Raw genomic sequence first — 26,374 nt, forward strand, 5'->3', positions numbered from 1 at the left:
CCGTCCCGTACCGCCGTATCCCTGGAGCGCCCCATGGCGACAGTCCCGACCGCCCTCGCCGGCCGCCACTTCCTCAAGGAGCTGGACTTCACCGAGGAGGAGTTCCGCGGTCTGGTCGAGCTGGCCGCCGAGCTGAAGGCCGCCAAGAAGGCCGGGACCGAGACCCATTACCTGCGGGGCCGGAACATCGCGCTGATCTTCGAGAAGACCTCCACCCGCACCCGCTGCGCCTTCGAGGTCGCGGCCGCCGACCAGGGCGCCTCGACGACGTACCTCGACCCGTCCGGCTCGCAGATCGGTCACAAGGAGTCGGTGCGGGACACCGCGCGGGTGCTGGGCCGGATGTACGACGGGATCGAGTACCGGGGCGACAGCCAGGAGAAGGTGGAGGAGCTGGCGGCGCACGCCGGTGTGCCCGTCTACAACGGGCTCACCGACGACTGGCACCCCACCCAGATGCTCGCCGACGTGCTCACCATGACCGAGCACTGCGCCAAGCCGCTGACCGGGATGACCTTCGCCTACCTCGGCGACGCCCGCTTCAACATGGGCAACTCCTACCTGGTCACCGGAGCCCTGCTCGGCATGGACGTCCGTCTCGTCGCCCCGAAGGACTACTGGCCGGCCGAGGAGGTCGTCGACCGGGCCCGCGCGCTCGCGGAAACCAGCGGTGCCCGCATCACCCTCACCGAGACCCTGGACGAGGGCGTCCGGGGCGCCGACTTCGTCGCCACCGACGTCTGGGTCTCCATGGGTGAGCCGAAGGAGGTCTGGGCCGAGCGCATCGCCGCCCTCGCCCCGTACGCCGTGACCATGGACGTCCTGCGCGCCACCGGCAACCCGGACGTGAAGTTCCTGCACTGCCTGCCCGCCTTCCACGACCTCGGCACCAAGGTCGGCCAGGAGATCCACGCGGCCCACGGCCTGGAGTACCTGGAGGTGTCGGACGAGGTCTTCGAGTCGGCGCACTCCGTGGTCTTCGACGAGGCGGAGAACCGTCTGCACACCATCAAGGCGGTGCTGGTCGCGACGCTCGGCTGAGCCGCGTCAGGCCGACGGGCGCCGCTGAGCCGGTACCACCGGCAGCCTGAACCACACCGCCTTGCCCGACTCGGTCGGCCGGTGCCCGCACGAGGAACTCAGGGTGCGGATCAGCAGCAGACCGCGCCCGTGCTCCTGCCAGGGGTCGGGCATCCCGCCGGACGGACACGTCAGATCGCCGGGCGGCTGCGGGTCGGTGTCGTGCACCTCGACCTGGCAGCCCGACGGCATCAGCTCCACCACCAGCTCTATCGGCGTCTCGCCGGTGGTGTGCTCCACGGCGTTCGCCACCAGCTCCGCCGTGAGCAGCTCCGCGGTGTCGCAGTCGGCCCCGTGCTCCAGCTCGGCCAGCGCCGTACGGACCAGGGCACGGGCCACGGGCACCGCCGCGGCGGTGTGCGGCAGCGCGACGCGCCAGGAGGCGGGGGCTGAGGGGAGTTCGTACAAGGCGGGTCCGTTCATGGAGCAGGACATCCTGCTTTCAACCTTATGAATGGTACGGCGCCACTCTTCCGAGGCGTCCGAGGGGCACTGTCGTGGGGCCTGCGGCCCCCTTGCCGCACGGCTTACCCAGGTGAACGCGGTGCCGCGCACAGCTGCTCCCACCGTTACGCCGGTGTGGACGATCTGTGACGGATGTAACCGGCCCGGTTCACACCCGGCTCCCCAGGAAGTCCTACCCGGACGGCCTATCGCGCACTCATGACGACAGTCACGGATGAGTGATAACTTCGTGGGGTAGAGCTCAGTGAGGCAGTGCCCGCCCGAGGAGGCCGCACGTCATGAGTCCCTTCACCGGCTCCGCCGCCCGCACCCCGAGCTGGGAGCACCTGCGCGTCGACCTCACCGACGGCGTGGCCACCGTCACCCTGGCCCGCCCCGAGAAACTCAACGCGCTCACCTTCGGTGCCTACGCCGACCTGCGCGACCTGCTCGCCGAGCTGTCCAGGGAGCGGTCCGTGCGGGCCCTGGTACTGGCCGGCGAGGGCCGCGGCTTCTGCTCCGGCGGCGACGTCGACGAGATCATCGGCGCCACGCTGTCCATGGACACCGCCCAGCTCCTCGACTTCAACCGGATGACCGGCCAGGTGGTCCGCGCCATCCGGGAGTGCCCCTTCCCCGTGATCGCGGCGGTACAGGGCGTGGCGGCCGGCGCCGGGGCGGTCCTCGCCCTGGCCGCCGACTTCCGCGTGGCCGACCCCACGGCCCGTTTCGCCTTCCTCTTCACCCGCGTCGGCCTCTCCGGCGGCGACATGGGCGCGGCCTACCTCCTGCCCAGGGTCGTGGGCCTCGGCCACGCCACCCGCCTGTTGATGCTGGGCGACCCGGTCCGCGCCCCCGAGGCGGAGCGCATCGGCCTGATCAGCGAACTGACGGAGGAGGGCCGGGCCGACGAGGCAGCACATCAACTGGCCCACCGCCTGGCACAGGGCCCGGCCCTGGCGTACGCCCAGACGAAGGCTTTGCTGACGTCGGAACTGGACATGCCCCTCGCAGCCTCGGTGGAGCTGGACGCCTCCACCCAGGCCCTCCTCATGACAGGCGAGGACTACGCAGAGTTCCACGCCGCGTTCACAGAAAAGCGCCCTCCCAAATGGAGCGGACGGTGAGCGAGTTGCCTTCAGGGGCGCGGGGAACTGCGCGACCAGCCACAACGCACCCGCAGCCGCCCAAGAACACAAGCCACCCCCTACGCGTGGCCGTCATCGGCGGCGGCCCCGGCGGCCTCTACGCCGCCGCCCTCCTCAAACGCCTCGACCCCACCCGCGACATCACCGTCTGGGAACGCAACGCCCCCGACGACACCTTCGGCTTCGGAGTCGTCCTCTCCGACGAAACCCTCGGCGGCATAGAACACGCGGACCCCCAGGTCTACGAGGCCCTCCAGAGACACTTCACCCGCTGGGACGACATCGACATCGTCCACCGGGGCGTACGGCACACCTCGGGCGGCCACGGATTCGCCGCACTCGGCAGAAAACGCCTCCTGGAGATCCTCCACACCCGCTGCCGCGAACTCGGCGTCGACCTCCGCTTCCGCACCGAGGCCCCGGACGACCTCCCGCAGACCCACGACCTGGTCATCGCCGCGGACGGCATCCACAGCACCACCCGCGAGGCCCACGCGGACGTCTTCCGCCCCCGCGTCACCACCCACCGCTGCCGCTACATCTGGCTCGCCGCCGACTTCCCCTTCGACTCCTTCCGCTTCGAGATCGCCGAGACCGAACACGGCGTGATGCAGCTCCACGGCTACCCCTACGCACCGGACGCCTCCACCGTGATCATCGAGATGCGCGAAGAGGTCTGGCACGCGGCCGGCTTCGACGAACTCGGCGAGGCCGAGTCGATCGAACGCTGCGCCAAGATCTTCGCGGAGGCACTCCGCGGCCGCCCCCTGACGTCGAACAACTCCACCTGGACGACCTTCCGCACGGTCGTCAACGACCGCTGGTCGCACGGCAACGTCGTCCTCCTCGGCGACGCCGCCCACACCGCCCACTTCTCCATCGGCTCCGGCACCAAGCTCGCCGTCGAGGACGCGCTCGCCCTGGCCGCCTGTCTGGAGGAGCGGGACACCCTGCCCGAGGCCCTGGCCGCCTACGAGGCGGAGCGGCGACCCGTCGTCGCCTCCACGCAGCGCGCGGCCCGGGCCAGCCTGGAGTGGTTCGAGAACCTCGCCCTGTACGTGGACCAGCCGCCCCGTCAGTTCGCCTTCAACCTGCTCACCCGCAGCCGCCGCGTCACCCACGACAACCTGCGGCTGCGCGATGAGCACTTCACGGAGTCCGTGGAGCGGGAGTTCGGCTGCCCGCCCGGCACGCCCCCGATGTTCACCCCGTTCCGGCTGCGCGGCCTGACCCTGCGCAACCGGGTCGTCGTCTCGCCCATGGACATGTACTCGGCGGTCGACGGCGTCCCCGGCGACTTCCACCTCGTCCATCTGGGCGCGCGGGCGATGGGCGGGGCCGGGCTGGTGATGACCGAGATGGTGTGTGTCAGCGAGGAGGGCAGGATCACACCCGGCTGCACCGGCCTCTACACCGGCCGGCAGGCCGAGGCCTGGCGGCGGATCACGAACTTCGTGCACGACCGGGCGCCCGGCACCGCGATCGGCGTGCAGCTCGGCCACAGCGGCCGCAAGGGCTCCACGAAGCTGATGTGGGAGGGCATGGACGAGCCGCTCCAGGAGGGCAACTGGCCGCTCGTGGCCGCCTCCGCGCTCCCGTACAAGCAGTTCAGCCAGACTCCGCGCGAGCTGTCCCGCGCCCAGCTCACCGACATCCGCGAGCAGTTCGCGGCCGCTGCCTGCCGCGCCGCCCGGGCCGGCTTCGACCTGCTCGAACTGCACTGCGCCCACGGCTATCTGCTCTCCGGCTTCCTCTCCCCGCTGACCAACCTGCGCACCGACGCCTACGGCGGCCCGCTGGAGAAGCGGCTCCGGTTCCCGCTGGAGGTCTTCGACGCCGTACGCAACGTCTGGCCGGGGGAGCGGCCCATGACGGTACGGATCTCCGCCACCGACTGGGCCGACGGCGGAACCACGGCCGAGGACGCCGTCGAGATCGCCCGGGCCTTCGCCGCGCACGGCGCCGACGCGATCGACGTGTCGACGGGGCAGGTCGTCGCCGACGAACGGCCCGAGTTCGGGCGTTCGTACCAGACTCCGTTCGCGGACCGGATCCGCAACGCGACCGGCATCCCGGTGATCGCGGTCGGCGCGATCTCCTCCTGGGACGACGTCAACTCCCTGATCCTGGCGGGCCGTACGGACCTGTGCGCCTTGGCCCGCCCCCACCTCTACGACCCGCACTGGACGCTGCACGCGGCGGCCGAGCAGGGCTACACGGGCCCCGGAGCCGTCTGGCCGGCTCCGTACCGCGCGGGCAGCCGCCGCCCCCGGACCGGCCGCACGGACGCGCCCAAGCCGCGCCTCACTCTGGGGCGCTGAGCAGCCCCACGAACTCGGCGCCCGCGTCCCGCAGCCGCTCGTGCAGGCCCTGGAACACCGCCGACGAGCGGGTGCCCGGCCACTCCCGGGGGAGCAGCTCGGACGGCAGGCCCGGGTCGGTGTAGGGGAGGTGGCGCCAGGAGTCCAGGGCGAGGAGGTAGTCGCGGTAGGCCTCCTCCGGCGGGGTGTCCTCGCGCTTCTCCCAGTCCCGCAGCACGCGCGCGTGGCGGTCGAGGAACGCCTCGTGCTCCTTGGCGATGGCGGCCAGGTCCCACCAGCGGGCCACGGCCTCCGCGGTCGGGGCGAAGCCGAGGTGGTCACCGCGGAAGAAGTCGACGTACGCGTCCAGCCGCAGCCGCTGGAGGGTGTGCCGGGTCTCCTCGTACAGCCGCGCGGGCGCGATCCACACGCCCGGCGCGGCCGTGCCGAAACCGAGGCCTGCCAGCCGGGAGCGCAGCACGTGCCGCTTCTGCCGCTCCGACTCGGGCACGGAGAACACGGCGAGTACCCAGCCCTCGTCCTCGGGCGGCGCCGTGGCGTAGATGCGCCGGTCGCCGTCGTCGAGCAACTGGCGGGCGTCAGGGGACAGTTCGTAGCCCGCCGCGCCCTGGGCGGTGCGGGCGGGCACGAGCAGTCCGCGTCTCTTCAGCCGCGACACCGAGGAGCGTACGGACGGGGCGTCGACGCCGACCGCGGCGAGCAGCCGGATCAGCTCGGCGACGGGCACGGGACCCGTCGCGAAGCGGCCGTACGCGCCGTAGAGCGTGACGATGAGAGACCGTGGTGCATGCTGGTCGGACACGTTGATCATCTTAGGTCGTACGGGTCACTCCCGGTCGGCTTCGGTGCCGCCGTCCGGGAACCCTGCCGTGCGCAGCCGGTACCGCTGGAGCTTGCCGGTGGCCGTGCGCGGCAGCGCGTCCAGGAAGACGATCTCGCGCGGGCACTTGTACGGCGCCAGCTCGCCCTTCACGAAGTCGCGCAGCGCCTCGGCGTCCCGGCCGGCGCCTTCCTTGAGGACGGCGAACGCCACCACGACCTGCCCGCGTGCCTCGTCCGGCCGTCCCACGACCGCCGCCTCCACCACGTCCGGGTGCCGCAGCAGCGCGTCCTCGACCTCCGGTCCGGCGATGTTGTACCCGGCGGAGATGATCATGTCGTCGGCGCGGGCGACGTACCGGAAGTAGCCGTCGGGCTCGCGGACGTAGGTGTCGCCGGTGATGTTCCAGCCGCCGCGTACGTACTCCCGCTGCCGCGGGTCGGCGAGGTAGCGGCAGCCGACCGGTCCGCGCACCGCGAGCAGTCCCGGCTCCCCGTCGGGCACCGGCTCGCCGTTCTCGTCCTGCACGCGCGCGTGCCACCCCGGCACGGGAACGCCCGTCGTGCCGGGCCGGATCCGCTCGTCGGCGGCGGAGATGAAGATGTGGAGCAGCTCGGTGGCGCCGATGCCGTTGATGACGCGCACGCCGGTGCGTTCGTGCCACGCCTTCCAGGTGGCCGCCGGCAGGTTCTCGCCGGCCGAGACGCAGCGGCGCAGGGACGAGAGGTCGTGCCCGTCGAGCTCGTCGAGCATCGCGCGGTACGCCGTAGGGGCCGTGAACAGTACGGAGACCCGGTGCCGGGCGATGGCCGGCAGCAGTTGCTTCGGACCGGCTTGTTCGAGCAGCAGGGCACTCGCCCCGGCCCGCAGCGGGAAGACCACCAGCCCGCCGAGGCCGAAGGTGAAGCCGAGCGGGGGGCTGCCCGTGAACACGTCGTCGGCGCGCGGGCGCAGCACATGCCGGGAGAAGGTGTCGGCGATGGCCAGGACGTCCCGGTGGAAGTGCATGCAGCCCTTGGGACGGCCGGTGGTGCCGGAGGTGAAGGCGATCAGGGCGACGTCGTCGGCCGCCGTGTCGGCGGCCTCGTACGGTGTGCCGGGCGCCGGGCGGTTGAGGAGGTCGTCCGGGGCGTCACCGCCGTAGGCCGTGATCCGCAGGTCCGGGATCTCGGCCTTGGCCAGGTCGTCGACGGCCCGGACGTCGCACAGCGCGTGCCGGACCCGGGCGATCTCGCACATCGTGCTCAGCTCGTGCGGGCGCTGCTGGGCGAGCACGGTGACCGCGACGGCACCCGCCTTCAGCACCGCCAGCCAGCAGGCCGCGAGCCAGGGCGTGGTGGGACCGCGCAGCAGCACGCGGTTGCCGGGGACGACACCGAGTTCGCCGGTGAGCAGGTGTGCGATGCGGTCGACGCGGGCGCGCAGATCGGCGTACGTCCACGGTGGTGCGGCCTGGGTGAGGAAGGCCGGGCGGTCGCCCGGCGGGCCGCTGAGCAGTTCGGCGGCGCAGTTGAGCCGTTCGGGGTAGCGCAGCTCCGGCAGGTCGAAACGGAGCTCGGGCCATTGGTCCGGGGGTGGCAGATGGTCACGGGCGAAGGTGTCGACGTGGGCCGTACCCCGTGGATTCATACGATTCGCCCCCTTGGCGTGGTGGGCTCGCTCCAGGAGCGTATCGTGTTGGTGACGACAGTCAACGGTCCGCGATAGCCTCGGAGTGGCCCGGCCGGGAGGCAGGGGTGGCGGAGAAGGGACCGGCGATGACCGCATTCTCGCTCGAACCGGCACAACTCGCCTGGTGCGCCGAGCTGCGCGCCCTGGCCGCGGAGCGGCTCCGCCCGCTGGCCGAGAAGGGTGAACCGGGCCGGGTGAACCGGGCCCTGGTCGCCGAACTCGGCGGCCTCGGCCTGCTCGGCCGCCTCTTCACCTCCGGCGCGCTCGACCTGTGCCTCATGCGCGAGTCCCTCGCCTACGCCTGCACGGAGGCCGAAACGGCCCTGGCCCTCCAGGGCCTGGGCGCCCACCCCGTCCACGCCCACGGCACGGAGCCCCAACGCGCCCGCTGGCTCCCCCGGGTCGCCGACGGCACGGCGATCGCGGCCTTCGCCCTGAGCGAGCCGGGGGCGGGGTCGGACGCGGCGGCGCTGGACTTGCGGGCGGAGGCGGAAGGAGGCGGCTCGTCTGGTTCCGGGCATGCCACCCGCTGGCGTCTCACCGGTGAGAAGTGCTGGATCTCCAACGCGCCCGAGGCCGACTTCTACACCGTCTTCGCCCGGACCACCCCGGGGGCGGGGGCCCGTGGCGTCACGGCGTTCCTCGTGCCGGCGGACCGGCCGGGGCTGACCGGGGCCGGGCTCGACATGCTCTCCCCGCATCCCGTCGGCGCGCTCGGCTTCGACGCCGTTCCGGTGACGGCCGACGACGTGCTCGGCGAGGTGGACCGGGGGTTCCGGGTCGCCATGGGGACGCTCAACCTGTTCCGCCCCAGCGTCGGTGCCTTCGCGGTCGGTATGGCCCGGGCGGCGCTCGACGCGACCGTCGCGCACACCGCCGGGCGGGACGCCTTCGGCGGCAGGCTGCGGGACCTGCAGGCCGTCTCCCACCAGGTCGCCGAGATGGCCCTGCGCACGGAGGCGGCCCGGCTGATGGTCTACGCGGCTGCGACGGCGTACGACGAGGACGCCCCGGACGTGCCCCGGCGCGCCGCCATGGCGAAACTGCTCGCCACCGAGACCGCGCAGTACGTCGTCGACGCCGCCGTCCAGCTGCACGGCGCCCGCGCACTGCAACGCGGTCACCTGCTCGAACACCTCTACCGGGAGGTGCGCGCCCCCCGCATCTACGAGGGGGCCAGCGAGGTCCAGCGCGGCATCATCGCCAAGGAGTTGTACGCAGCCCACCAGGAGGCCCGGTGACCACCGAACGCGTCGACCCGCCCGGCCTCGCCCCGCCGGCGGGCTTCTCGCACGCCGTCGTGGCTTCCGGGTCCAGGGTGGTGTTCCTGGCGGGGCAGACCGCCCTCGACGGCGACGGCAAGGTGACCGGCGCGACCCTGCCGGAACAGTTCGAGAAGGCCCTCACCAACCTGCTGACCGCCCTCACGGCGGCCGGCGGCACGCCCTCCGACCTGGCCCGCGTGACCGTCTACGCCACGGACGTCGCCGCGTACCGCGACCACGCCCCGGAACTGGGCCTGCTCTGGCGGAAACTGGCGGGCCGCCACTACCCGGCCATGGCGGTCGTCGAGGTCGTCAGGCTGTGGGACGAGGAGGCGCTGGTGGAGCTGGACGGCTTCGCGGTGCTGCCCTGAAGGCCTGGGGGCGCGGCGGACTCGCCACCGAAGGGGTGAGGGTCACGGGCGCCGGGCCGGAGGCCCGGTACGAGTGGAAGCCGCAAATCCGCTCCTTTCGGGAGGTTCCCCCCATGCGTCCACGTCCCCTTCTCGGCGCGGCGGCCGGTGCCGCGCTGCTCCTGCTCACCGGCGCCACAGCCGCACCCGCCACCGCGGCGCCCGCCCCGCGCGACGCCGTGACGGTCGACCCGGTGGGCCGGATCACGGCCGACGGCACCGTCACCCTCTCCGGCACCTACCGCTGCCAGAGCTCCAGCGGCCCGGTCTTCGTCAGCTCCTCCGTGAGCCAGGGCGCCTCCCTCACCCGCTACGGCATCGGCGGCACCCGGGCCGTGTGCGACGGCGCGAAGCACCGCTGGGTGAACACGGGCCGGCCCACGCCCGGCGCACTCGTGCGCGGCGCGGCCCACGTCGAGGCCACCCTGATGGAACTGCGCATCTTCGGCGGCCTGCCGATGCCCCACTTCCACGCGGTACAGGGCCGGGCCATCACTCTGACCCGGGCCTGAGCGCAGCGGCGGACCGGTGAGCGGCCCGCGAACGCGGGCCGCTCACCGGTCCGGACCCGGCCCGCGCCACCGTCCTGCCCCTACTCCTGTGCGTGCCGGATGGCGTCCAGCACGATGTGCGCCACATGGTCGTCGGTGAGGGTGTACCGCGTCTCGCGGGCCTGACGCCGGGCGGTGACGATCCGGGACGTGCGCAGCACCCGCAGATGCTGGGAGACCAGCGGCTGGCTCACGCCCAGCGCGGTCACCAGCTCATGGACGTACTTCCCGCCGCCGGACAGTTCGCGCACGATTCCCAGCCGTACGGGCGAGGCCAGCGCGCGCAGCAGTTCGCTGGCCGCCTGCAGGGCCGGATCCGGCTCGTCCGTCGGAAGGGAGGGCGTCGTTGTCATATGCACACATTAGCATATGACAACGGTTTCCAATATGTCGGGCAGGTGCCGGGTGACAGGCGCCAGGTGCCTCAGTGGTCGTCCCAGTGTCCCTCGTGAGCGGCGTGCCGGTGACCGTCGTGGACGTAGTCGGTGTGGTCGTCGTGGCGCACGGCCAGATGGCCGCAGTTGTCGCCGTGCTGGTGATCGTGGTTCTGGTGCACCGCGTGGCCGCCGTTCGTGCACTCGTCGACGTGGTCACCGTGCATCCGGTGGACGTGGCCGTCGTGGGCGTAGTCCGTGTGGTCGCCGTGCGTGAAGGCGACGTGGCCGCAGTCGTCGCCGTGGGCGTGCGCGTGGTTCTCGTGGGTGAGGTGCTCGGCGGTGGTCATGGGGGTGGCTCCTTGCGTGTGTTCGTGCTGCCCGCGGCGCTTCCGTCGGGGTCGTCATTGCGACATTAACATATAGCGATTCCTGCATGTATTGTCCTGGCGACCGGCGCCGTCCGCGAGCCGAGGGCGGCGCAGGGGTGATGCCCGGGTCAGCGAACCGCGACGACCACGCAGCTGTCGCCGTACTGCCAGACCGGGCCCGCCGTGGCGAAGCCCGCCTGCCGCAGCAGCTCCAGATGGGCGGAGAGGGGGAGTTCGGCGGGGCGGCCGGTGTCGAGAGGTGCCTCGCGGCGGCGGCGCTCGGCGAGCAGGTCCGTCAGCTCGGGGTCGTCGGCGACGGCGGCCCACCAGGACCCCCAGTCCTCGTGCGCGAACACCCGCTGCCGGTCGGCCCGGCACCGCCCGACATGGGCGGCGATCCCGCCCGGGCCCGTGTCGCCCTGGGGGAGATGGTCGCCGTTGACGAGGACACCCCCGGGCCGCAGCAGCGCGGCGAGCTGCCGGTAGACGCGCAGCAGGGTGTTGCGGTCGAGGTAGTGCAGGGCCGTCGTGGAGACGGCCGCGTCCAGGGGCCGGTCCAGGTCCAGAGCCCAGGTCCAGCCGGGTGCGCCGATCTCGGTGTCGACGTAGCGGGCCGCGTCCGGGTGGTGGGTCCGGCCCAGCTCCAGCAGCAGCGGATCCCGGTCCACGGCCACGATCTCCGCGTCCGGCAGCCGCCGGACCAGCCGGGCCGCCAGGGAGCCGGGCCCGCAGCCCAGGTCGACGACGAGCGGCCGGGAGTCCTGCCCGGCCGTGATGTGCTCGACGACGTCGGCGATCACCGTGAACCGCTCCTCGCGGTCGACCGCGTACCGCTGCTGCTGGAGCTCCCAGCGCTCCACCCATCGCTCCGCCGTCGCCAGACTCAGCCCCATCCGGTCGCGCCACCTTGCCGTCTCGCACCTGACTCTTGCCGGTCCGAGCCTACAGGTGGAAACGGTTCCCATTCCGCATAGCCGGGGGAGTCACCCGAGTGAGGCGAGGACGGACAGCAGCCGGTCGATCTCCTCAACTGTGTTGTACACATGCAGACTCACCCGGACCGAACCGGTCTTCTCGCCCGCGTCGCCCTGGCAGTGGTTGTCCGAGCGGACCATGAAACCGTGGCTGAAGAGGATGAACCCCAGGTCGCCCGAGTCGATGGCGCGATGCCGCAGGGTGACGATGCCCTGGCGCCGCTGCACGGCAGAGTCGGCGGCCAGGCTCAGCGGGCAGCCGAGGATCTCGTAGGCGTCCAGATGGCGCAGCCCCTCGGTGAGCCGGGCCGCCAGGGCGACCGTCCAGTGCTCGACGCGCTCCGGACCGGCGGCGTCCAGCCAGTCCAGGGCTGCTTCGAGCGAGGCGATGCCCACGGTGTTCGGGGTGCCGTTCCACCCGCCGGGCGCGAACGCCGGGCCGCGCTCCTGCCGGGCCCACACCGCCCCGGACCCGGGCAGGGCCAGCGCCTTGTGCCCGGAGAAGACGACGAAGTCGACGTCCAACTCGGCCACGGACACCGGCAGATGCCCGACGCTCTGCGCCGCATCCAGACAGATCACCGCGTCCGGGCCGACCGCCCGGCGGATGCGCTGCACGTTCATGTCACCGCCGTAGACGTGGTGCACATGGGTCGTGGCGACGAACCGGGTGCGCGGCCCCGCCCGTTCGGCCAGCGCGCGGTGGTCGTAGTCCCCGGAACCGCTCTGGTACGGCATCGGCACCACCCGGATGTGGGTGCCCTCGCGCGCGAGCAGCCGCTGGGCCTCCCGCCAGGGCGCGATGTTGGCCTGGTGGTCGGCGTCCGGCACGACGATCTCGTCACCGTCGCGCAGGAACCCCGGCAGCCAGTCGCGGGCGATCGTGCGCAGCCCCTCCGTCGTGCCGCTCGTGAAGTGGACGGCGGAACGGTCCGGTCGGTGGTCCCCGAGGAACCGGGCGACGCGCTCCCGGGTGCGCTCGACCAGCTCCGTCGTCCGGTTGGCCCAGGTGTAGGTGCCGCGTGCCGCGTTGGCGTTGCTGGTGGTGAGGTACCTCTGCACGGCGTCCAGCACGGCCTGCGGCTTCTGCGCCGTCGCCGCGCTGTCCAGGTACGCCAGCTCCGGGTGCCCGGTGACGATGGGGAACTGGGCGCGCAGTGCCTGTTGCCACTGGCGCAGATCGTCGCGGATCGCGGGTGCGGTCACGGCGGTCAGTCCCGCACCAGGGGCGCGCCCGCGTCCCGCCAGGCGATGATGCCGCCGGCCAGGCTGCGCACGTCCGGGTGGCCCATCCGGGTCAGCAGCGCCGCGTACCGGGCGGACTGCTCGCCCACCGGACACGCCAGCAGCACCGGCCGGCTCCGGCTGAACGGCACTCCGCCCTGGAGGAGTTCGGCGAACAGCTCGTCGACGATGTTGACCGACCCGTCGATGTGCAGCGCCGCGTACGCGAAGGGGCTGCGCAGGTCGACCACGAGCGGCCCCTCGGCGTCGATCCACCGCCGGGCCTCGGCCACCGTGACCGACGGCGCCGTGCCCACCTCCGCCTCGGTCAGGTCGGCCGGCGAGTTCTTCCGGGGCGGCCGGCCCAGCAGGTCGGGCCGCCGCTGCCGGACGTAGCTCAGATAGCTCTCCACGCGGTCGCAGACGATGAACACCGCTGTCCGGCGCTCGGTCAACTCCTCATCCACGGCGCGCAGATGACGGACCGCCCCGTGGTAGGCGGCGCCGCCCGTGGGCCCGCCCAGGATGCCGCAGCGGCGGTTCAGGGTCAGCATCCCCTCGATCGCCTCGTCGGAGCTCACCGACTCCATCGTGTCGTACGTCTCCGGGTCGAACAGGCCGACCTCCTGCACCTCGTCGATGGTGCGGATACCGGGGATGAAGTCGGACTTGGCCGCGACCAGCCCGACCACCCGCACCGAGGGGTCCTCCTCCCGCAGCGCGCGGGCCACGCCCGTGGAGGAGCCGGCCGTGCCCACACAGGCGACGAACCAGTCCGGCACCCGGCCGTCCAGGTCCTTGACGATCTCCGGGCCGGTGCCGGTGAGATGCGCCTCGGTGTTGCGCGGGTTGAAGTACTGGTCCGTGTGGAGATAGGCACTGCCGGAGGCGGACAGCGTGCGGTGGAAGAGGGTCAGCGGGTCGTCCGTCGCGGTCGGGTCCAGGCACTCGCTCTGCCCCGGCAGCTCCTCGATCTCCGCGCCGAGCAGCAGCAGGAGGTCCTTGATCTCCGGGACGCGCATCCGGTTGGTGACGCTCTTGAAGCCCAGGCCGTGCATGCCCGCGAGGACCGCCAGTGCCTTCGCCGTGTTGCCGCTGGACAACTCCACGACCTGACTGCCGTGTTCGACCGCGTCGGCCAGCAGCGGGCGCGCCATGCTCCAGGCCGCCCGGTCCTTGACGGAGCCGAAGGGGTTGAGCATCTCCAGCTTGGCGAACAGGTCGATGTTGCGCAGGCCGTGCACGGCCGGGTCGATCCGTACCAGCGGGGTGTTGCCTATCGCATCGGTGATGCTGTCGTACCTCACTGAGCTCCCCCCGAGGGCGTGATCGGCCAGAACTGGTCGTCGAGGCACCAGCGCCAGGCGTCGCCGTCCTGCCAGGCGGCGACCTTGCGGGCGGCGGGCTGGTGCTGGGCACGGGTGGCGTGGAAGTCCATGGCGTAACCGGCGGTGTTGGCGAAGGCCAGCAGGTCGCCGGGGACCGGGCGGCGCGGCAGGAAGACCGTACGCCGGGTGATCAGGTCGGTCTCCAGGCACAGGCCGCCGAAGAGGTGGACGGCGACGGGCCCGTCGCCCGGCCCGGCCGCGCTTCTGGGGACGACGACCGGGTCCATCAGTACTCCGTGGTCCTCCAGGGCGATGTCGTCCGCCTTCGCCGCCAGCCGCACGAGCAGTGCGCCGCCCGGCTCCTGGGAGCGGACCTCCAGCACCCGCGCCAGCGTCAGTCCGCACTGGTCGAGCAGCGCCCGGCCGGGCTCGCTGTGCAGGTCGTACAGGTGCTCCAGCAGCAGCGCGGCCAGCGGACGGCCACCCAGCGAGGTGGCGGGCTGGGCCAGCAGTTCGTCCAGATAGTCCGCGCCGGCGACGGACCGGTGGGCGGGGTAGAGGCCGAGGGTGCCGCGCAGGGTGCCGGACTCGTTGCGCAGCCCGTAGCCGTGCCCTCCCCAGGTCAAGGGCGGGCGGCGGCCCAGGACGGCGGCCGTGAGCGCGCTCGTGTACTCCTCCCACTGCTCCCGCTCGGCGAGGTAACTGACGCCGAATCCGCCGCCGACATCCACCGCCCGGGGCCGCAGCCCCCGGCTCCGGCACGCCTCCAGGGCCGCCAGGGACCCTTCGAGGGCGGTCGCCTTCTCCGCGACGCTCGTGGTGTCCAGGTGGTAGGCCACGCCCGTCAGCCGGACCGCGTCGCCGTGCCGCTCGACCGCCTCCAGCAGCCGCTCCAACTCCCGTACGGGCGTGCCGAACCGGCTGCGCCGGCTCAGCACCTTCACCCCCGACGTCTCGAACCCCGACAACCGCAGCAACACCCGCACCGGGGCGAGCGCGTGCTTGCGTACCAGCGCGGCGAGCTGGTCCAGCTCGGCGACGCCGTCGACGCCGACCGTGACGCCCGTGAGGGCCGCGAGCCACAGGAACTCGGGGTTCTTCGGACCTGTGGCCGTGATCCGGTCGGCGGTGAAACCGGCCCCGAGGGCGTGCTGCAACTCGCCCAGTGACGCGACGTCCACGCCCGCGTCCGTGGCAGCGAGCCGGCGCAGCAGCGCGCTGGACCGGTTCGCCTTGTGGGCGTAGTAGACCTGGCCGGACAGGTGATGCCTGCGGTACACGGAGCGGAACCGCTCCAGGTTCTCGGCGATCTGGTCCGGCACCACGACGTTCAGGGGTGAGCCGAGCGCGTCGGTGAGCGAGTGCAATGTCCCGGACGCCGCCAGGAGCGATCCGAGCCGTGGTTCCAGTCGGGGTTCGAGGTACAAGGGCCGGTCGTCCATGCGAGCTCCCTCCCCTGTAGCGGCTGCGCCCGGCATCCGGGCACAGCCGACACTCCCCGCGTTTCGCCGTATAGCCCATATCCATTCTTCGGTCGCTTTACGCCCTGTAAGACCCAGGCCTGTCCCTGCGCCGGTGTGAAGCGGATCACGGTCCGACCGGGCGGCGCGCGCCCGGCGCGGGGCCGCGGGTCTGCGCCGCACGCGCCCGAGATCCACGACCGGCTGAACGGCGTCGAGCGGCGCCCGGCCCTCGGACGCGATCTTCTTCAGCCTGTCCTGAAGCCGTTCCTGACCTGGTCGAAGACGGGGCGGAAGGTGTCCCACTGCGCCTCGGGCGCCGAGAGGTAGATGTCGTACTCGCGTCCGCCCTCGCGTCCGTAGCCGAGGTCGATGGCGCGGAACGCACGGGCCCGGCCGTGGAAGGTGAACTCCCAGATGGCGGCGGGCTGTTCGCGGAAGGTCGTGTGCTGCATGCGGATCCGGCGGTAGGTCGGGTAGTTGACCTTGGTGTTCGCCTCGATCTCGGTGAAGTGGTCGGCGGGGCTCGGGCCTGCGGGGGCGACCGTGCCGATGGTGATGCCGGCGAGGCCGGAGGGGGTGGTGTAGGTGACCTGTTCCGCTGTGCGGTTGCGGGGCGTCCAGCCGTCCGGGACGGGGAAGGAGACGCCGAGCTTCGCCTCGTGGACGAGGTGGTAGCCCTTGGGGACGGGGGGCGCGGCAGGGCGGCTTGTGTCGCTGTCCGGATCGTCCGTGCGGTTCGGGGCCGTCGCGTACATCGTGGTGCCCACGGCCAGGGTGGCTGTCAGTGCCGCGGCGAGGGTGGTGACACGGCGGCGTCGGCGGGGGCGGGTGGTTCGTGGCTGGTCGCGCCCCGCGGCGGAGCCGCCTGCCGACACGGCCCCGCGCCCCTGGGGGGCGTCGTCCACCACTGCCCTGAGGGAACGTTCTGTCTCTTCCGCTGACGGGCGGACCTCCGGGTCCCTCGCCAGGAGGGACTCCAGGAGGGGGCCCAGCGGGCCGGACCGGCGCGGTGGGGTCAAGGGGTCCGTGGCTATCGCGTAGGCCGTTTCCATCGCCGTCGCGCGGCGGAACGGGGGACGGCCCTCCAGGGTCTGGTAGAGCGTCGCGCCCAGGGCCCACAGGTCCGATGCCGGGCCGGGGGTGAGGCCACGGACGCGTTCCGGGGCCATGTACTCGATGGAGCCGACCATCTCGCCGGTCCTGGTCAGCGTCGACGAACCGGCCGTCATGGCGATGCCGAAGTCCGTGAGGACGACCCGGTCGCCCGCGCCGAGGAGGACGTTGCCGGGCTTGACGTCGCGGTGCAGCACGCCGGCCTCGTGCGCGGCGCGGAGGGCGCCCACCATGGCCAGGCCGATGCGGGCCGCCTCGTGGGGCGGGAGGGTCCGGCCGCCTTGGAGGAGGTCGCCGAGCGTGTGGCCGGGGACGTACTCCATGACGACGCAGGGGCGGCCGTCGTCCTCCACGACGTCGTGCACCACGATGACGTTGGGATGCGTGACGCGCGCGGCGCTGCGGGCCTCCCGGCGCATGCGCTCGTACAGCGTCCCGAGCTCGTCCGCGGACAGGTGCGGCCGCTCGTGCAGCTGCTTCAGGGCGACCCGGCGTCCCAGCAGCTCGTCGTCGGCGCGCCACACCGTCCCCATGCCGCCCCGGCCGATCCGCTCGGCCAGCCGATAGCGCCCGGCGACGAGTCGCCCCTCGTCCGACACCGTGTGTCCTCCGCCACCTTGTCCGATCTTGGGCGCCTTGATACGCCCTGGTCACCATAACCGGCGACCCCGGGTCGACCCGGGCCGGGAGTGAGGCGGATCACGGCCCCGATCGCCGGGAGGGGTCCCGGCAGGGGCCTCCTACCCTGGCGTCCCGCACCGCCGCAGGGCGGACGGGGCGGCAGGGGACCGGCGACGTCGCGGGTGGTTTCACCGGTGGGGAAGGTGCGTGAGCACGTGCTCGACCGCACGCAGGACACGGCGACGGGCGTGGGCAGCGCCCTGCTCCGGCAAGGGCAGCGGATCAACTCGGCGCTCGTCGTGGACCGCCGGCTGGGGGAGGGCGCCTTCGCCGAGGTCTACCGGGTGCGGCACCACATTCTCGGCTGGCAGGCGCTGAAACTGTTCAAGCACGTGGCCTCGCTGGAGGCCACGTCCCGGATGCTCGACGAGGCCCGGATCCTGTCCACCCTCGGACACCCCAACATCATCCGGGTGTTCGACGCTGGCACCGTGCAGACCTCCGAGGGCGTGCGTGGCTACATCACCATGGAGTACGTGGCGGGCGGCAGCCTGGAGCGGCTGACGGAGTCCCACTCGGGCGTGGTGCCCGTCGGCGAGGTGACGGCCGTGCTCCGGCAGGCCGCCGAGGGACTCGCCGTCGCCCACGAGCGGCCGCACCCCATCGTCCACCGGGACCTGTCCCTGGCCAACGTGCTCATCACCTACGACGAGACCGGCCTGCGCGTGAAGGTCAGCGACTTCGGCCTGGCCAAGGAGACCGACCCGGGCAGCATGGCGGCCAGCGCCCAGGGCACCGTCGCCTACATGCCGCCCGAGGTGCTGCGGCGCGGCAAGGGCTACGGGTGCCCGGGGGACGTCTGGGCGCTGGGCACCATCGTGTACTTCCTGCTCACCGGGCACTTCCCCTACGACGGCGGTGACCCGGTGCAGTCCTTCTCCCTGGAGCGGTTCACCCGGCCGTTGCAGCCGCCCCACGCCTTCAACGACGACGTGGGCCCCGAACTGGACCGGCTGGTCACCGACATGCTGCGCATCGACCCGGCCGAGCGGCCCGCCACCGCCCGGGCCGTCGCCGACCGCGCGGCCGGTCTGCACCCGGCCCCCGGCCCTGCGACCGCCGGTCCCGCCGAGCCGGCCGAGTCCGCCGACGCGCTGGTGCGGGAGGCCACCACGCTCTCCCGGGTGCCCGGCAGGCTCGGCGAGGCCGCCGACCTGCTGGAGGAGACCATCAGCCGCTACCCCCTGCTGCGGGAGCGGCATCTGACACGGCTCATGACCTGGCGCCGGGGGGTGGTCATGTGACCGCGCCGGTAAGGGAGTTCGACCGGTTCGAGGAACTGGCGGGCACACAGCTGTACCGCAGGAACGTCTTCGCCGTCACCGGCCTGCCCACCCACGCGAGCGGACCGGCCGTGCGGCGGCACCGGCAGAAGGTGGAGGCGCGGCTGGCCGTCGAGGACAGCTGGCCGGGAGCCCCGGACCTGGCCCCGCCCGGCGGCTACGGCAAGGACGAGGTACGGGCCGCCTTCGAGGGCCTCCAGGACCCGCGCCGGCGCATGGTCGACGAGCTACTGTGGCTGTGGGGCACCCCGGACTCCGGCTGCGACTGCGACCCGGACGTGCACGAATGGCACGACGCCGCCGTGCTGCTGCACGCCCGGGTGCTGGAGGCGGAGACCGGACGGTCCCTGCTGCCCGTCGAGCAGCGGACGTCCTTGTGGGAGGGCGCGGTGTCCGCCTGGGGCCACCTGCTGGCGGACGGGGCACTGCGGCAGCACGTCCGGCACCGGATCAGGGCGCTCGGCGACCCCCGGCTCGACGAGGACGCGGCCGACGACCTCCTGGCCAGGCTGCCACGACTGCTCGTCTCCCCCTTCCCCCAGCTCTTCGCCGACCGGGCCACCACGACCCGGCTGTCGCCGGTCTGCTCGGCCTGGGCCGGCTTCCCGCCCTTCGCCGGCCTGTTCTCGGAACTGCTCGAGCGCGCGGTGGAAGAGGCGTACGAGAAGATCCACGGCGACTTGCTACAGGCGGAGCGGGAGCGTGAGGCCGCCCACTACCGCGAGGCGTTCCTGCTGCTGCGCGACCGGGTCGTGCCCGGCTTCGAGGACATGGCGCCGCTCAGGCCGTTCGTCTCCGACTGGCGCTACGACGAGACCGCCCACATCGTCGCCGTCGGGCTCAACAACCTCGCGGTGGAACTCCTCGGCGTGTCCGTGCACCGCCCGCCGAGCGCCTCCCGGCGCGAGGAGATGCTCTGGCTCGCGGAGAAGGCGTACGAGATCGGCCCGGACCGCGACTCGGACGGGCTGAAGGAGAACTGGGAGACCATCTACGACCACGTCACGGGCACCGCCCGCCGCCCCGCGCGGGCCAGGCGGCCGTTCCCCTGGTTCTGGTTCCTCCTGGTGCTCGCCGTCATCGGCGGCTCGCTCTCCGCCGTGATCGAGATCTACGGCATCGTCCCCGTGCTCATCATCGGGCTCGGCGGCATCGGCATCCTCGGCTACGCCGTGCAGATCGTGGTGGCACTGGCCGGCGGCGCACGCAGCGTACGGAGGAGAAAATGAGCTTCCCCGCAGGACGGAGCGGCCGGTCCGGCCGTGGCAGCCGGATGCGCGCCGCCCTCGGCCAGTTGCGGCACCCGCCCGAGTTCCGGGTCCCGCCGCCGTTCCTCGACACCGGCCAGGCCGACTGGGTCGCGGACGTACTCGCCGACGTCGGGCCCGCCACGGACGAGCCCGCTGCGGCCGGCGCGGACGCCGGCACGCTGCTCGCCGCCGCCACCGGCATCTGGCGCGCCCAGCGCAAGCTGAACCAGCGCGCCGGCGAACTGTCGGCCGCCGACCTCAGGCAGGTGCGCCGCTACGTCCAGGCCGGCCGGCAGGCACTCGCCGACGGCGGACTGGAGATCCAGGAACACGACGGCGCGCCCTTCGACCCGGGCCAGTCCCTCGAAGTCCTCGCCTTCCAGGACGAACCCGGCCTGACCCACGAGGTGGTGCTGGAGACCCTCCGGCCCAGCGTCTACTACCGCGGCGAGCGGATCCAGATGGGGCAGGTCGTCGTCGGCCGGCCCGCACCCGGCCCCACCCACGGCATGTGAACGACCAAGGAGACGACCGCAATGCGCGAGACCATCGACTTCGGCATCGACCTCGGCACCACCAACAGCGCCATCGCGGTGGCGGACGACGACGGCGTACGCGTCATCAAGAACAACGACGGCTGGGACTACACCCCGTCCGCCGTGTGGATGCCCAAGCCGGACGTGATCCACGTCGGCCGCCGCGCCCGCGAGCGCACCGACACCCAGCCCGACGACGCCCACGCCGAGTTCAAGCTGGAGATGGGCGTGGCCGGATACCACCGGCGCTTCGGCCGCGCCCAGCTGTCCCTCACCCCCGAGCAGCTCTCCGCCGAAGTCCTCAAGTCCCTGCGCCAGGACGCCGCACACGACACCGGCAGCCCGCCGGAGGCGGCCGTGATCACCGTGCCCGCCTCCTTCGCGCTGCACCAGAACAGCGCCACGTCCGCCGCCGCGGCCCTCGCCGGGCTCGGCGAGCACTGCCCCCTGGTCCAGGAACCGACCGCCGCCGCCATCGCGTACGGCGTGCAGGACGCCTCGGAGTCCACCCACTGGATGGTGTTCGACCTGGGCGGCGGCACCTTCGACGCGGCCGTGATGAGCAAGCGCGACGGTGAACTGCAACTGCTCCAGCACGCCGGTGACCCGCGCCTGGGCGGCAAACTCATCGACTGGGCCATCGTGGAGGACCTGCTCGTCCCCGCCGTCCGGCGCGACCTCGGGCTGCCCGGCTTCGCCCGGCGCGACAACCGGTGGCGGGCCGACTTCGCCAAGCTCAAACTGGCCGCGGAGGACGCCAAGATCGAACTGTCCCGGCGCGGCGCCTACGACATCGCCCTCGACCTCTCCGACGGCCAAGGCGGCACGACCCCCTTCGAGTACACCCTCACCCGGGGCGCCCTCGACGACCTCGCCCAGCCCTTCTACACCCGCGCGATCAAACTCTGCCGGGACGCCCTCGCGGAGAGCTCCCTGCGGCCCGACCACATCGACCGGCTGCTGCTCGTCGGCGGGGCGACCCTCGCCCCCGGGCTGCGCGAACTACTGGCCGACCCCGTGGAAGGCCTGGGCATCCAGCTCGACCACACTCAGGACCCGACCACCGTGGTGGCGCGCGGCGCCGCGCTCTTCGCCCGCACCGTGCGGACGCCGAGCAAGCCGCGCACGGCGGCACCGGGCGAGTTCACCGTGGAACTCCACTACGAACCCCAGTCCCTGGAGACCACCGGCATCCCCGTCTCCGGCCGGATCAGCGGCGGCACCGCCGTGCCCGACTGGACCCGGTACACCGTCACCCTCACCAACCCCGACGGCCATCCGCCCTTCCGGGGACCGCAGACCACCCTCACCCGCGACGGCGCCTTCTACACCGAGGTGACCATCGACTCCGGTACCCGGTCCCGGTTCACCGTGGAACTCTCCGACGGCACCGGCACCCGGCAGCGGCTCGCCCCGGACACCCTGTCCATCACCCACGCCCAGGTGCTGCCCGGAGACGCCGTGCTCACCAGCACGCTCGGCATCGGCAAGGCCGACGGCTCCTTCGCGCCGATGCTGCGCAAGGGCACCGCCCTGCCGACCTCGATCACCAAGACGTTCGAGACCTCCATCCCGCTGCGCCGCTCCCAGCCGGACGCCGTCATCCGCATCCCGCTGCTGGAGGGCGAACGCCGGCGCGCCGACCGCAACACCCGCGTCGGACTGCTGGAGATCCGGCCCCGGGACGTCCGCTTCGACCTGCCCGCGCAGACACCCGTCGAGGTGACCTTCGAGATCAGCGCCACGAACCGGGAAGTCACCGTCACCGCCGACATCCCCGTCGCCGACGCCCAGTTCGAGGCGACCATCGACCGCTCCCAATTGGTGGCGCCCACGCACGACGAGCTGGTCGACCGGCTGCACGACCTGGAGCAGCGCTCGCACGCCCTGCGGGAACGCGCCGAGGACGTGCACTCCGAGCAGGCCCTGTCCCAGCTCGACGACCTGTCCGACGAGAAGGCCCTCGTCCATCTGCGCAAGGAGGTCGACGCGGCGGCCGTCGACACGGGGGCGGCCGGTACCAGCGACCGGCGCATCCGCGACCTGGAGGCCCAGCTCGACGACGTCGAGGAGGCCATCGACATCCCCGGCCTCCAGCACGAGCTGTGGGACCTCCTCAACACCTGCGAGGACCTCATCGAACAGACCGGCGGCGGCCCGGCCGAACGCCGCGAACTGGAGAACCTCCGCACCCGCGCGACCAACGCCGGCGAGGACGGCAGCCCGGCCGGACTGCGCCGGCTCGCCGACCGCGTGCGCGACTTCCAGGTGGACCTGCTGCGCCGCAGCGACCAGTGGGACTTCCTCGTCTTCCACTCCCTCGTCGAACTGCGCGACGAGATGACCTCCCGCGCCCAGGCGGACGCCGCGATCGCCGACGGCCGCCGAGCCGTCGCCGCGGGCGACCGCACGGCCCTGTCCGCCGTCAACCAGCGCCTTCGCCGCCTGCTGCCTCCGGGGGTCTCGGAGGAGCGGCGTATCGGCGGGGTACAGGAGAGCCGGTGAGCCACATGAGCGACCAGGCCGGCGCGGAGACAGCCGCCCCGCTCGACGTCGTACTGCTCGTGTCGCGGGCCCGGGGGCTCGCGAGGGCAGGGGAACTGGACGGTGCCCTGCGGCTGCTGCGGGAGGCCGAGGCCACGGGACTCGGCAGTCATCGGGAGGTGCTCGACCTGCGGGCGCGGGTGCACGCGCAGCGTGGCGAGACGGCCGAGGCGGCGGAGTGCTGGCGACGGGTCCTGGCGCGGCACCCGGAGGACCCGGCGGCCGGAGCGGGACTCGCCCGGCTCGGCCGCACGGGCCCGGTGGCGGCGCTCGGCCGCCACCGCGCCCGTACGGCCCTGGCCGCGGCGGCGTGCCTGACCGCCGTCGCGGCCGGCGTGCTCACCACCCTGGACGGCCCACGCCCGGCCCGAGCGGACACCGACCGGGCTGCGGGCGGCCCCCGGAGCCCCCGCGCGAGCGCAACGGCGGAAGGCGGGCCGGAGAAGGACGCGGCGGCGCAGGCCCGTCGGGCCGGCGCGCTCGCCGACGATCTGCGCGCCCCCGGCCTGCGCGTCACCGTGCACGGCGATTCCGTCGAAGTCGCCTTCACCCGGGGCCTGTTCACCGAAGGCGCTCGACTCACTCCGGCAGGAGCCCGGCAACTGGCCCTGCTCGGTGAACGGCTGGCCGGACGGCACCTGCCTGTCACCGTGCACGGCCACGCGGCCACCGTCCCCGGCGCCCCGCGCAGCGGAGGGTCCGTCGTCGCGCTGTGGCGCGCCCTGGTCGCCGCCCGCGAACTCAGCACCGCGAGCGGCGAACCCCTCACGGCGTTCACCACGGACAGCGCGGACCAGCGCGACGCCCCGTACCCGGACCCGGCCCGCAACCGCACGGTCACGCTGCTGATCTCACCCGAGTGAGGGCGCTAGCCGGAGAACACCACGACCAGCCCGATGATCAGCAGCACCACCACCGACGTCCACACCTTCGCGGCGATGGGGGAGGTCCCGTAGTAGATCTCCTCCAGGTGCGTCCGCACGCTCTTGCGCGGGGGCCGCACGCCGTACGAGGGCCCGTACGGCAGCCCCAAGCCCCCCACCCGGTCGAGCAGCAGCCGGTTGGCGGTGATGCGCACCCGTGTCTCCTCGGTCGTGCAGAACTCCTCGGCGTACTCCAGCAGGCGCAGACCGCGACGACTGTCACCGGGCGCCAGAGCTATCGCACAGTTGTTGAACAGGATCGCGGCGGAGTCGCTGAGCCGGTCGACTGCCTCCGGGATGCCGGAGAGTCCGGCGAGCGCGCCCCGGCGCAGGCCGCGCAACTCGTGCAGCAGCGGCGTGGCGGCCTCCAGGGTGCCGGCCGCACCCCGCGCGTCGTTCCGGTCGAGTCGCCTCGCGGCCGTCTCCAGAGCCGTCACGAGCGGATCGAAGGCCGGCTTGCCCTTGGCGAGCCACACCCCGGCCTCGTCCAGCCGGGCGCGGTTCTCCTCGATCGTCCGCCGCGTCCCCTCGTACGGCTTGAGCCGCAGCGCCAGATCCAGCAGGTCGAAGCTCTCCCGGACGGGCGGGGCCGTGTCCGAGGCGGGCGACAGGGCGACCGCGCAGTTGTTGAGCAACAAGGCCGTGGTGTCGGCGAGTTGGCCCACGCCCAGCGACATCCCGAACCCGGCGAAGGCGCCGAGCCGCTCCACGGCCGGGACGACCCGGGCGCGCAGCGACCCGGCCGCGACCGTCGCGGCCGTCTTCCGGTCGCGTTCCGTGAACGCGCCGGCGAGTTCCTCCCCCGTCTCGCGCAGCTCGCGCTCCACCGACTCGTACAACGGGCTCAACTGCTCCTCCAGCACCTCCCCGAGGACACCCCGGCCGGTCCAGGTCCACTGCTCGCAGTACCGTGCCAGCCGGGCCGGGTCCTTCGTCCGCGCGGCCAGACCGGCGACGGCCGAGACCAGGACGCGGCGCACCTCGGCCTCGAGTACCGTCACCGCCGTCTCGGTCAGGCGCTTGTCGTCGAGCGCGGCGACCCGGTGCCGCAGATGCGCCCAGACCGCGGGCTGCCCGAGCAGCTTGCGCCACAGCCGCGCCGCGGTCTGCCAGTACCCGTCCTCCGGCCGCTCGGCCTGGCGCTGCTGTCCGCCGCGGCCCTTCTTCTTTCCGGCCGGGCGTTTCGGCCCGCCCGCGCCCCGGCGCCGTGGCGCCTCACCGCCCCCCGACTCCGCGTCGAGCGCCCGGGCATGGGCCCGGACCGCCTCGTCGTGCTGCCGGTGCAGCTCCGGCCCGCACGGGCAGGAGGCGTCCGGCGCGTCCCAGAACCAGAACAGCTCGTCGACGATCCGCCGCTGCGGATGGTCGAGCACCTCGAAGGCCGTGCGGAGTTCCTCCGACCCGACTTCGCCGGGCAGCGGCAGCTCACCGGCGGGAGCGACGGCGACCCCGGCCTTCGCGGCCGTGGCGATCCGCTGCCGGCGCCGGACGATCGTACGGCGGGCCGCGCTGGTGCTCGCCCCGGTCACCCGGAAGGCGTTGCGGCGGTAGAGCTCCGGGCCGCTCAGCTCCCGCAGCCGCTCCCGGACGACGGGCGCGTCACCGCCCATGGCTACGGCTGCCCCGCGGGCGACCCGTCCTGGAGTCCGGGGGTGTCGGGGGTGCCGGGGGCGTCGGTGGCGTCTGGGGTGTCGTCCATCAGGTTCAGATCAGGCGGCACCAGCGTCGTCGACTCGACCAGGCCCTTGAGCAGGTTGTGCAGCAGCGTGTTGTCGTAGGGCCGCCGCTCCTCCGTCTTGTCGTGCACCAGCGGGTACTTGAAGCCGGTGCCGTGCAGACGGTGGCGTACCACCTCGATGCGGTGCTCGATCCGGCGTTCCGTCCAGTTGCCGTCCGGGCGCAGATGGACGAGCTGCCGGGCGGCCATGGAGTACGTCAGGGGACGCGGGTCCTCCTCGTACAGCAGGTACCGCTGGCCGAGGACGACCAGCAGCAGCCGTTCGTCGTCGTCGAGCGCCCAGGTCTCCGGCCGCAGGGTCTCGGCCCGGCGGCGCGACACCGGCCCTTGGTCGTCGTGGTCGGCCACGTACAGCTCGATCAGGTGCTCGCGGTAGCCGGAGCCCTTCACGAACAGCGGGGTGTAGCCGGTGGTGAGGGGGACCGGCTCGGTGGCGGTGTGCATCATCCGGCCGCGCGGCAGCCGCACCAGCTGCCGCCCGGTGTTGCGCAGCCACCACTGTCCCTGCCGGTACGTCAGCTCCCCGTGCCGGCGGCTCACCCGCAGGTCGTCCACGCCGACCTCCAGGTCCACGTCCGGCCGCTCACCCCGCCCGAAGCGGACGGTCAGGCCCGGACGCGGCGGGGCGCACAGGTCACCGGTGACCGTGCGCGCGTGCAGGGTTCCGGGTGCGGTGGGCGCGACACCGCGCGCGAGGCTGGCGGAGAAGGTCATCGCTGGTCTCCTCGGTGCGTGGGCGGGCAACTCGTCCTGCACGTCGTACGGAATCGGCACGGTCGGCCCCGGCGCGGGCGGGCCCCGCCGGACGTACCCGTCAGCATGGGCCGGCCTGCTCGGGACCCCTCCCCGGGCGCCCAGGCCC

23 protein-coding genes are annotated in these 26,374 nt (G+C 72.9%); 11 read left to right on the forward strand and 12 right to left on the reverse strand.

The window, feature by feature from the left end:
- The first annotated feature begins 33 nt into the window (after positions 1–33).
- On the forward strand, positions 34–1,041 hold the full coding sequence (argF, locus tag ACH4G3_RS01270; RefSeq protein ID WP_397622497.1) for an ornithine carbamoyltransferase: 1,008 nt from the start codon (positions 34–36) through the stop codon (positions 1,039–1,041).
- Positions 1,042–1,047: 6 nt separating this feature from the next.
- Here the strand turns inward: argF and ACH4G3_RS01275 are convergent, their stop codons facing one another.
- On the reverse strand, positions 1,048–1,515 hold the full coding sequence (locus tag ACH4G3_RS01275) for an ATP-binding protein (protein ID WP_354745520.1): 468 nt from the start codon (positions 1,513–1,515) through the stop codon (positions 1,048–1,050).
- A gap of 308 nt (positions 1,516–1,823) precedes the next feature.
- Between ACH4G3_RS01275 and ACH4G3_RS01280 the strand changes: the two genes are divergently transcribed.
- Positions 1,824–2,651 carry an enoyl-CoA hydratase family protein gene (locus ACH4G3_RS01280; RefSeq protein WP_397622498.1) on the forward strand — a complete coding sequence of 276 codons (828 nt, stop codon included), beginning with the start codon at positions 1,824–1,826 and terminating at the stop codon, positions 2,649–2,651.
- The gene (locus ACH4G3_RS01285) at positions 2,636–4,993 is read left to right on the forward strand and encodes a bifunctional salicylyl-CoA 5-hydroxylase/oxidoreductase (protein WP_397622499.1); all 2,358 of its coding nucleotides are present in this window, start codon (positions 2,636–2,638) and stop codon (positions 4,991–4,993) included. Before ACH4G3_RS01280 ends, ACH4G3_RS01285 begins: the two co-directional genes overlap by 16 nt.
- Here the strand turns inward: ACH4G3_RS01285 and ACH4G3_RS01290 are convergent.
- Positions 4,977–5,804, reverse strand: coding sequence for a PaaX family transcriptional regulator (locus tag ACH4G3_RS01290; RefSeq protein ID WP_397622500.1), 828 nt, complete (start codon positions 5,802–5,804; stop codon positions 4,977–4,979). The two genes, ACH4G3_RS01285 and ACH4G3_RS01290, sit on opposite strands and share 17 nt — an antisense overlap.
- 15 nt (positions 5,805–5,819) lie before the next feature.
- Positions 5,820–7,442 carry an AMP-binding protein gene (locus ACH4G3_RS01295; protein ID WP_397622501.1) on the reverse strand — a complete coding sequence of 541 codons (1,623 nt, stop codon included), beginning with the start codon at positions 7,440–7,442 and terminating at the stop codon, positions 5,820–5,822.
- A 128-nt stretch (positions 7,443–7,570) separates the two neighbouring features.
- Here ACH4G3_RS01295 and ACH4G3_RS01300 point away from each other — a divergent pair, with 128 nt between their 5' ends.
- The 3 genes from ACH4G3_RS01300 (at position 7,571) to ACH4G3_RS01310 (ending at position 9,671) form a co-directional block, all read left to right on the forward strand.
- Entirely contained in the window at positions 7,571–8,725 is a 1,155-nt protein-coding gene (locus tag ACH4G3_RS01300; RefSeq protein WP_397622502.1) for an acyl-CoA dehydrogenase family protein, read from the forward strand.
- Positions 8,722–9,120 carry a RidA family protein gene (locus tag ACH4G3_RS01305; protein WP_397622503.1) on the forward strand — a complete coding sequence of 133 codons (399 nt, stop codon included), beginning with the start codon at positions 8,722–8,724 and terminating at the stop codon, positions 9,118–9,120. The genes ACH4G3_RS01300 and ACH4G3_RS01305 overlap by 4 nt, the downstream gene beginning before the upstream one ends.
- A gap of 113 nt (positions 9,121–9,233) precedes the next feature.
- Positions 9,234–9,671, forward strand: a complete 438-nt coding sequence (locus ACH4G3_RS01310; RefSeq protein ID WP_397622504.1) for a DUF6299 family protein — start codon at positions 9,234–9,236, stop codon at positions 9,669–9,671.
- An 80-nt stretch (positions 9,672–9,751) separates the two neighbouring features.
- Here ACH4G3_RS01310 and ACH4G3_RS01315 read toward each other — a convergent pair whose 3' ends face one another.
- From ACH4G3_RS01315 to ACH4G3_RS01345, 7 genes are all read right to left on the reverse strand, one after another.
- On the reverse strand, positions 9,752–10,063 hold the full coding sequence (locus ACH4G3_RS01315) for an ArsR/SmtB family transcription factor (RefSeq protein ID WP_397622505.1): 312 nt from the start codon (positions 10,061–10,063) through the stop codon (positions 9,752–9,754).
- Positions 10,064–10,134: 71 nt separating this feature from the next.
- Complete coding sequence (locus tag ACH4G3_RS01320; RefSeq protein WP_397622506.1) at positions 10,135–10,434, reverse strand: hypothetical protein; 300 nt, start codon at positions 10,432–10,434, stop codon at positions 10,135–10,137.
- A gap of 149 nt (positions 10,435–10,583) precedes the next feature.
- Positions 10,584–11,348, reverse strand: coding sequence for a class I SAM-dependent methyltransferase (locus ACH4G3_RS01325; protein WP_397622507.1), 765 nt, complete (start codon positions 11,346–11,348; stop codon positions 10,584–10,586).
- 90 nt (positions 11,349–11,438) lie between these two features.
- The gene (locus ACH4G3_RS01330; RefSeq protein WP_397623349.1) at positions 11,439–12,644 is read right to left on the reverse strand and encodes an aminotransferase class V-fold PLP-dependent enzyme; all 1,206 of its coding nucleotides are present in this window, start codon (positions 12,642–12,644) and stop codon (positions 11,439–11,441) included.
- Positions 12,641–13,960: a pyridoxal-phosphate dependent enzyme gene (locus tag ACH4G3_RS01335; protein ID WP_397622508.1), complete on the reverse strand. Its 1,320-nt coding sequence runs from the start codon at positions 13,958–13,960 to the stop codon at positions 12,641–12,643. Before ACH4G3_RS01335 ends, ACH4G3_RS01330 begins: the two co-directional genes overlap by 4 nt.
- Positions 13,957–15,423, reverse strand: coding sequence for a Y4yA family PLP-dependent enzyme (locus ACH4G3_RS01340; protein WP_397622509.1), 1,467 nt, complete (start codon positions 15,421–15,423; stop codon positions 13,957–13,959). The genes ACH4G3_RS01335 and ACH4G3_RS01340 overlap by 4 nt, the downstream gene beginning before the upstream one ends.
- Before the next feature lie 266 nt (positions 15,424–15,689).
- Positions 15,690–17,156 (reverse strand): serine/threonine-protein kinase, encoded by a 1,467-nt coding sequence (locus tag ACH4G3_RS01345; protein ID WP_397622510.1) that lies wholly within the window; start codon positions 17,154–17,156, stop codon positions 15,690–15,692.
- Between the two features lie 237 nt (positions 17,157–17,393).
- On the opposite strand from ACH4G3_RS01345, the gene ACH4G3_RS01350 reads away from it, so the two are divergent.
- From ACH4G3_RS01350 to ACH4G3_RS01370, 5 genes are read left to right on the forward strand one after another with little or no spacing between them, the layout of a single operon-like run.
- Positions 17,394–18,482, forward strand: a complete 1,089-nt coding sequence (locus ACH4G3_RS01350; protein WP_397622511.1) for a serine/threonine-protein kinase — start codon at positions 17,394–17,396, stop codon at positions 18,480–18,482.
- The gene (locus tag ACH4G3_RS01355; protein ID WP_397622512.1) at positions 18,479–19,750 is read left to right on the forward strand and encodes a hypothetical protein; all 1,272 of its coding nucleotides are present in this window, start codon (positions 18,479–18,481) and stop codon (positions 19,748–19,750) included. Before ACH4G3_RS01350 ends, ACH4G3_RS01355 begins: the two co-directional genes overlap by 4 nt.
- Complete coding sequence (locus ACH4G3_RS01360; protein ID WP_397622513.1) at positions 19,747–20,286, forward strand: hypothetical protein; 540 nt, start codon at positions 19,747–19,749, stop codon at positions 20,284–20,286. Before ACH4G3_RS01355 ends, ACH4G3_RS01360 begins: the two co-directional genes overlap by 4 nt.
- A gap of 21 nt (positions 20,287–20,307) precedes the next feature.
- The gene (locus ACH4G3_RS01365) at positions 20,308–22,812 is read left to right on the forward strand and encodes an Hsp70 family protein (RefSeq protein WP_397622514.1); all 2,505 of its coding nucleotides are present in this window, start codon (positions 20,308–20,310) and stop codon (positions 22,810–22,812) included.
- 5 nt (positions 22,813–22,817) lie between these two features.
- Entirely contained in the window at positions 22,818–23,714 is an 897-nt protein-coding gene (locus tag ACH4G3_RS01370; protein WP_397623350.1) for a tetratricopeptide repeat protein, read from the forward strand.
- 5 nt (positions 23,715–23,719) lie between these two features.
- Here the strand turns inward: ACH4G3_RS01370 and ACH4G3_RS01375 are convergent, their stop codons facing one another.
- Both ACH4G3_RS01375 and ACH4G3_RS01380 read right to left on the reverse strand, forming a co-directional pair.
- Positions 23,720–25,384: a hypothetical protein gene (locus ACH4G3_RS01375; protein WP_397622515.1), complete on the reverse strand. Its 1,665-nt coding sequence runs from the start codon at positions 25,382–25,384 to the stop codon at positions 23,720–23,722.
- A gap of 2 nt (positions 25,385–25,386) precedes the next feature.
- On the reverse strand, positions 25,387–26,226 hold the full coding sequence (locus tag ACH4G3_RS01380; RefSeq protein ID WP_397622516.1) for an FHA domain-containing protein: 840 nt from the start codon (positions 26,224–26,226) through the stop codon (positions 25,387–25,389).
- Positions 26,227–26,374: the final 148 nt, after the last annotated feature.

This window comes from Streptomyces afghaniensis (assembly GCF_044327915.1).
In the GTDB taxonomy this organism is placed as follows: Bacteria; Actinomycetota; Actinomycetes; order Streptomycetales; family Streptomycetaceae; genus Streptomyces; species Streptomyces afghaniensis.

What these genes read in the sequence shown, in the direction of transcription:
- ACH4G3_RS01285 (WP_397622499.1), top strand. Translation starts at nt 2,636, where the DNA reads ATGGAGCGGACGGTGAGCGAGTTGCCTTCAGGGGCGCGGGGAACTGCG.
- argF (WP_397622497.1), top strand. Translation starts at nt 34, where the DNA reads ATGGCGACAGTCCCGACCGCCCTCGCCGGCCGCCACTTCCTCAAGGAG.
- ACH4G3_RS01320 (WP_397622506.1), bottom strand. Translation starts at nt 10,434, where the DNA reads ATGACCACCGCCGAGCACCTCACCCACGAGAACCACGCGCACGCCCAC.
- ACH4G3_RS01380 (WP_397622516.1), bottom strand. Translation starts at nt 26,226, where the DNA reads ATGACCTTCTCCGCCAGCCTCGCGCGCGGTGTCGCGCCCACCGCACCC.
- ACH4G3_RS01295 (WP_397622501.1), bottom strand. Translation starts at nt 7,442, where the DNA reads ATGAATCCACGGGGTACGGCCCACGTCGACACCTTCGCCCGTGACCAT.
- ACH4G3_RS01290 (WP_397622500.1), bottom strand. Translation starts at nt 5,804, where the DNA reads ATGATCAACGTGTCCGACCAGCATGCACCACGGTCTCTCATCGTCACG.
- ACH4G3_RS01340 (WP_397622509.1), bottom strand. Translation starts at nt 15,423, where the DNA reads ATGGACGACCGGCCCTTGTACCTCGAACCCCGACTGGAACCACGGCTC.
- ACH4G3_RS01300 (WP_397622502.1), top strand. Translation starts at nt 7,571, where the DNA reads ATGACCGCATTCTCGCTCGAACCGGCACAACTCGCCTGGTGCGCCGAG.
- ACH4G3_RS01375 (WP_397622515.1), bottom strand. Translation starts at nt 25,384, where the DNA reads ATGGGCGGTGACGCGCCCGTCGTCCGGGAGCGGCTGCGGGAGCTGAGC.
- ACH4G3_RS01365 (WP_397622514.1), top strand. Translation starts at nt 20,308, where the DNA reads ATGCGCGAGACCATCGACTTCGGCATCGACCTCGGCACCACCAACAGC.
- ACH4G3_RS01275 (WP_354745520.1), bottom strand. Translation starts at nt 1,515, where the DNA reads ATGTCCTGCTCCATGAACGGACCCGCCTTGTACGAACTCCCCTCAGCC.
- ACH4G3_RS01360 (WP_397622513.1), top strand. Translation starts at nt 19,747, where the DNA reads ATGAGCTTCCCCGCAGGACGGAGCGGCCGGTCCGGCCGTGGCAGCCGG.
- ACH4G3_RS01370 (WP_397623350.1), top strand. Translation starts at nt 22,818, where the DNA reads ATGAGCGACCAGGCCGGCGCGGAGACAGCCGCCCCGCTCGACGTCGTA.
- ACH4G3_RS01325 (WP_397622507.1), bottom strand. Translation starts at nt 11,348, where the DNA reads ATGGGGCTGAGTCTGGCGACGGCGGAGCGATGGGTGGAGCGCTGGGAG.
- ACH4G3_RS01310 (WP_397622504.1), top strand. Translation starts at nt 9,234, where the DNA reads ATGCGTCCACGTCCCCTTCTCGGCGCGGCGGCCGGTGCCGCGCTGCTC.
- ACH4G3_RS01280 (WP_397622498.1), top strand. Translation starts at nt 1,824, where the DNA reads ATGAGTCCCTTCACCGGCTCCGCCGCCCGCACCCCGAGCTGGGAGCAC.
- ACH4G3_RS01315 (WP_397622505.1), bottom strand. Translation starts at nt 10,063, where the DNA reads ATGACAACGACGCCCTCCCTTCCGACGGACGAGCCGGATCCGGCCCTG.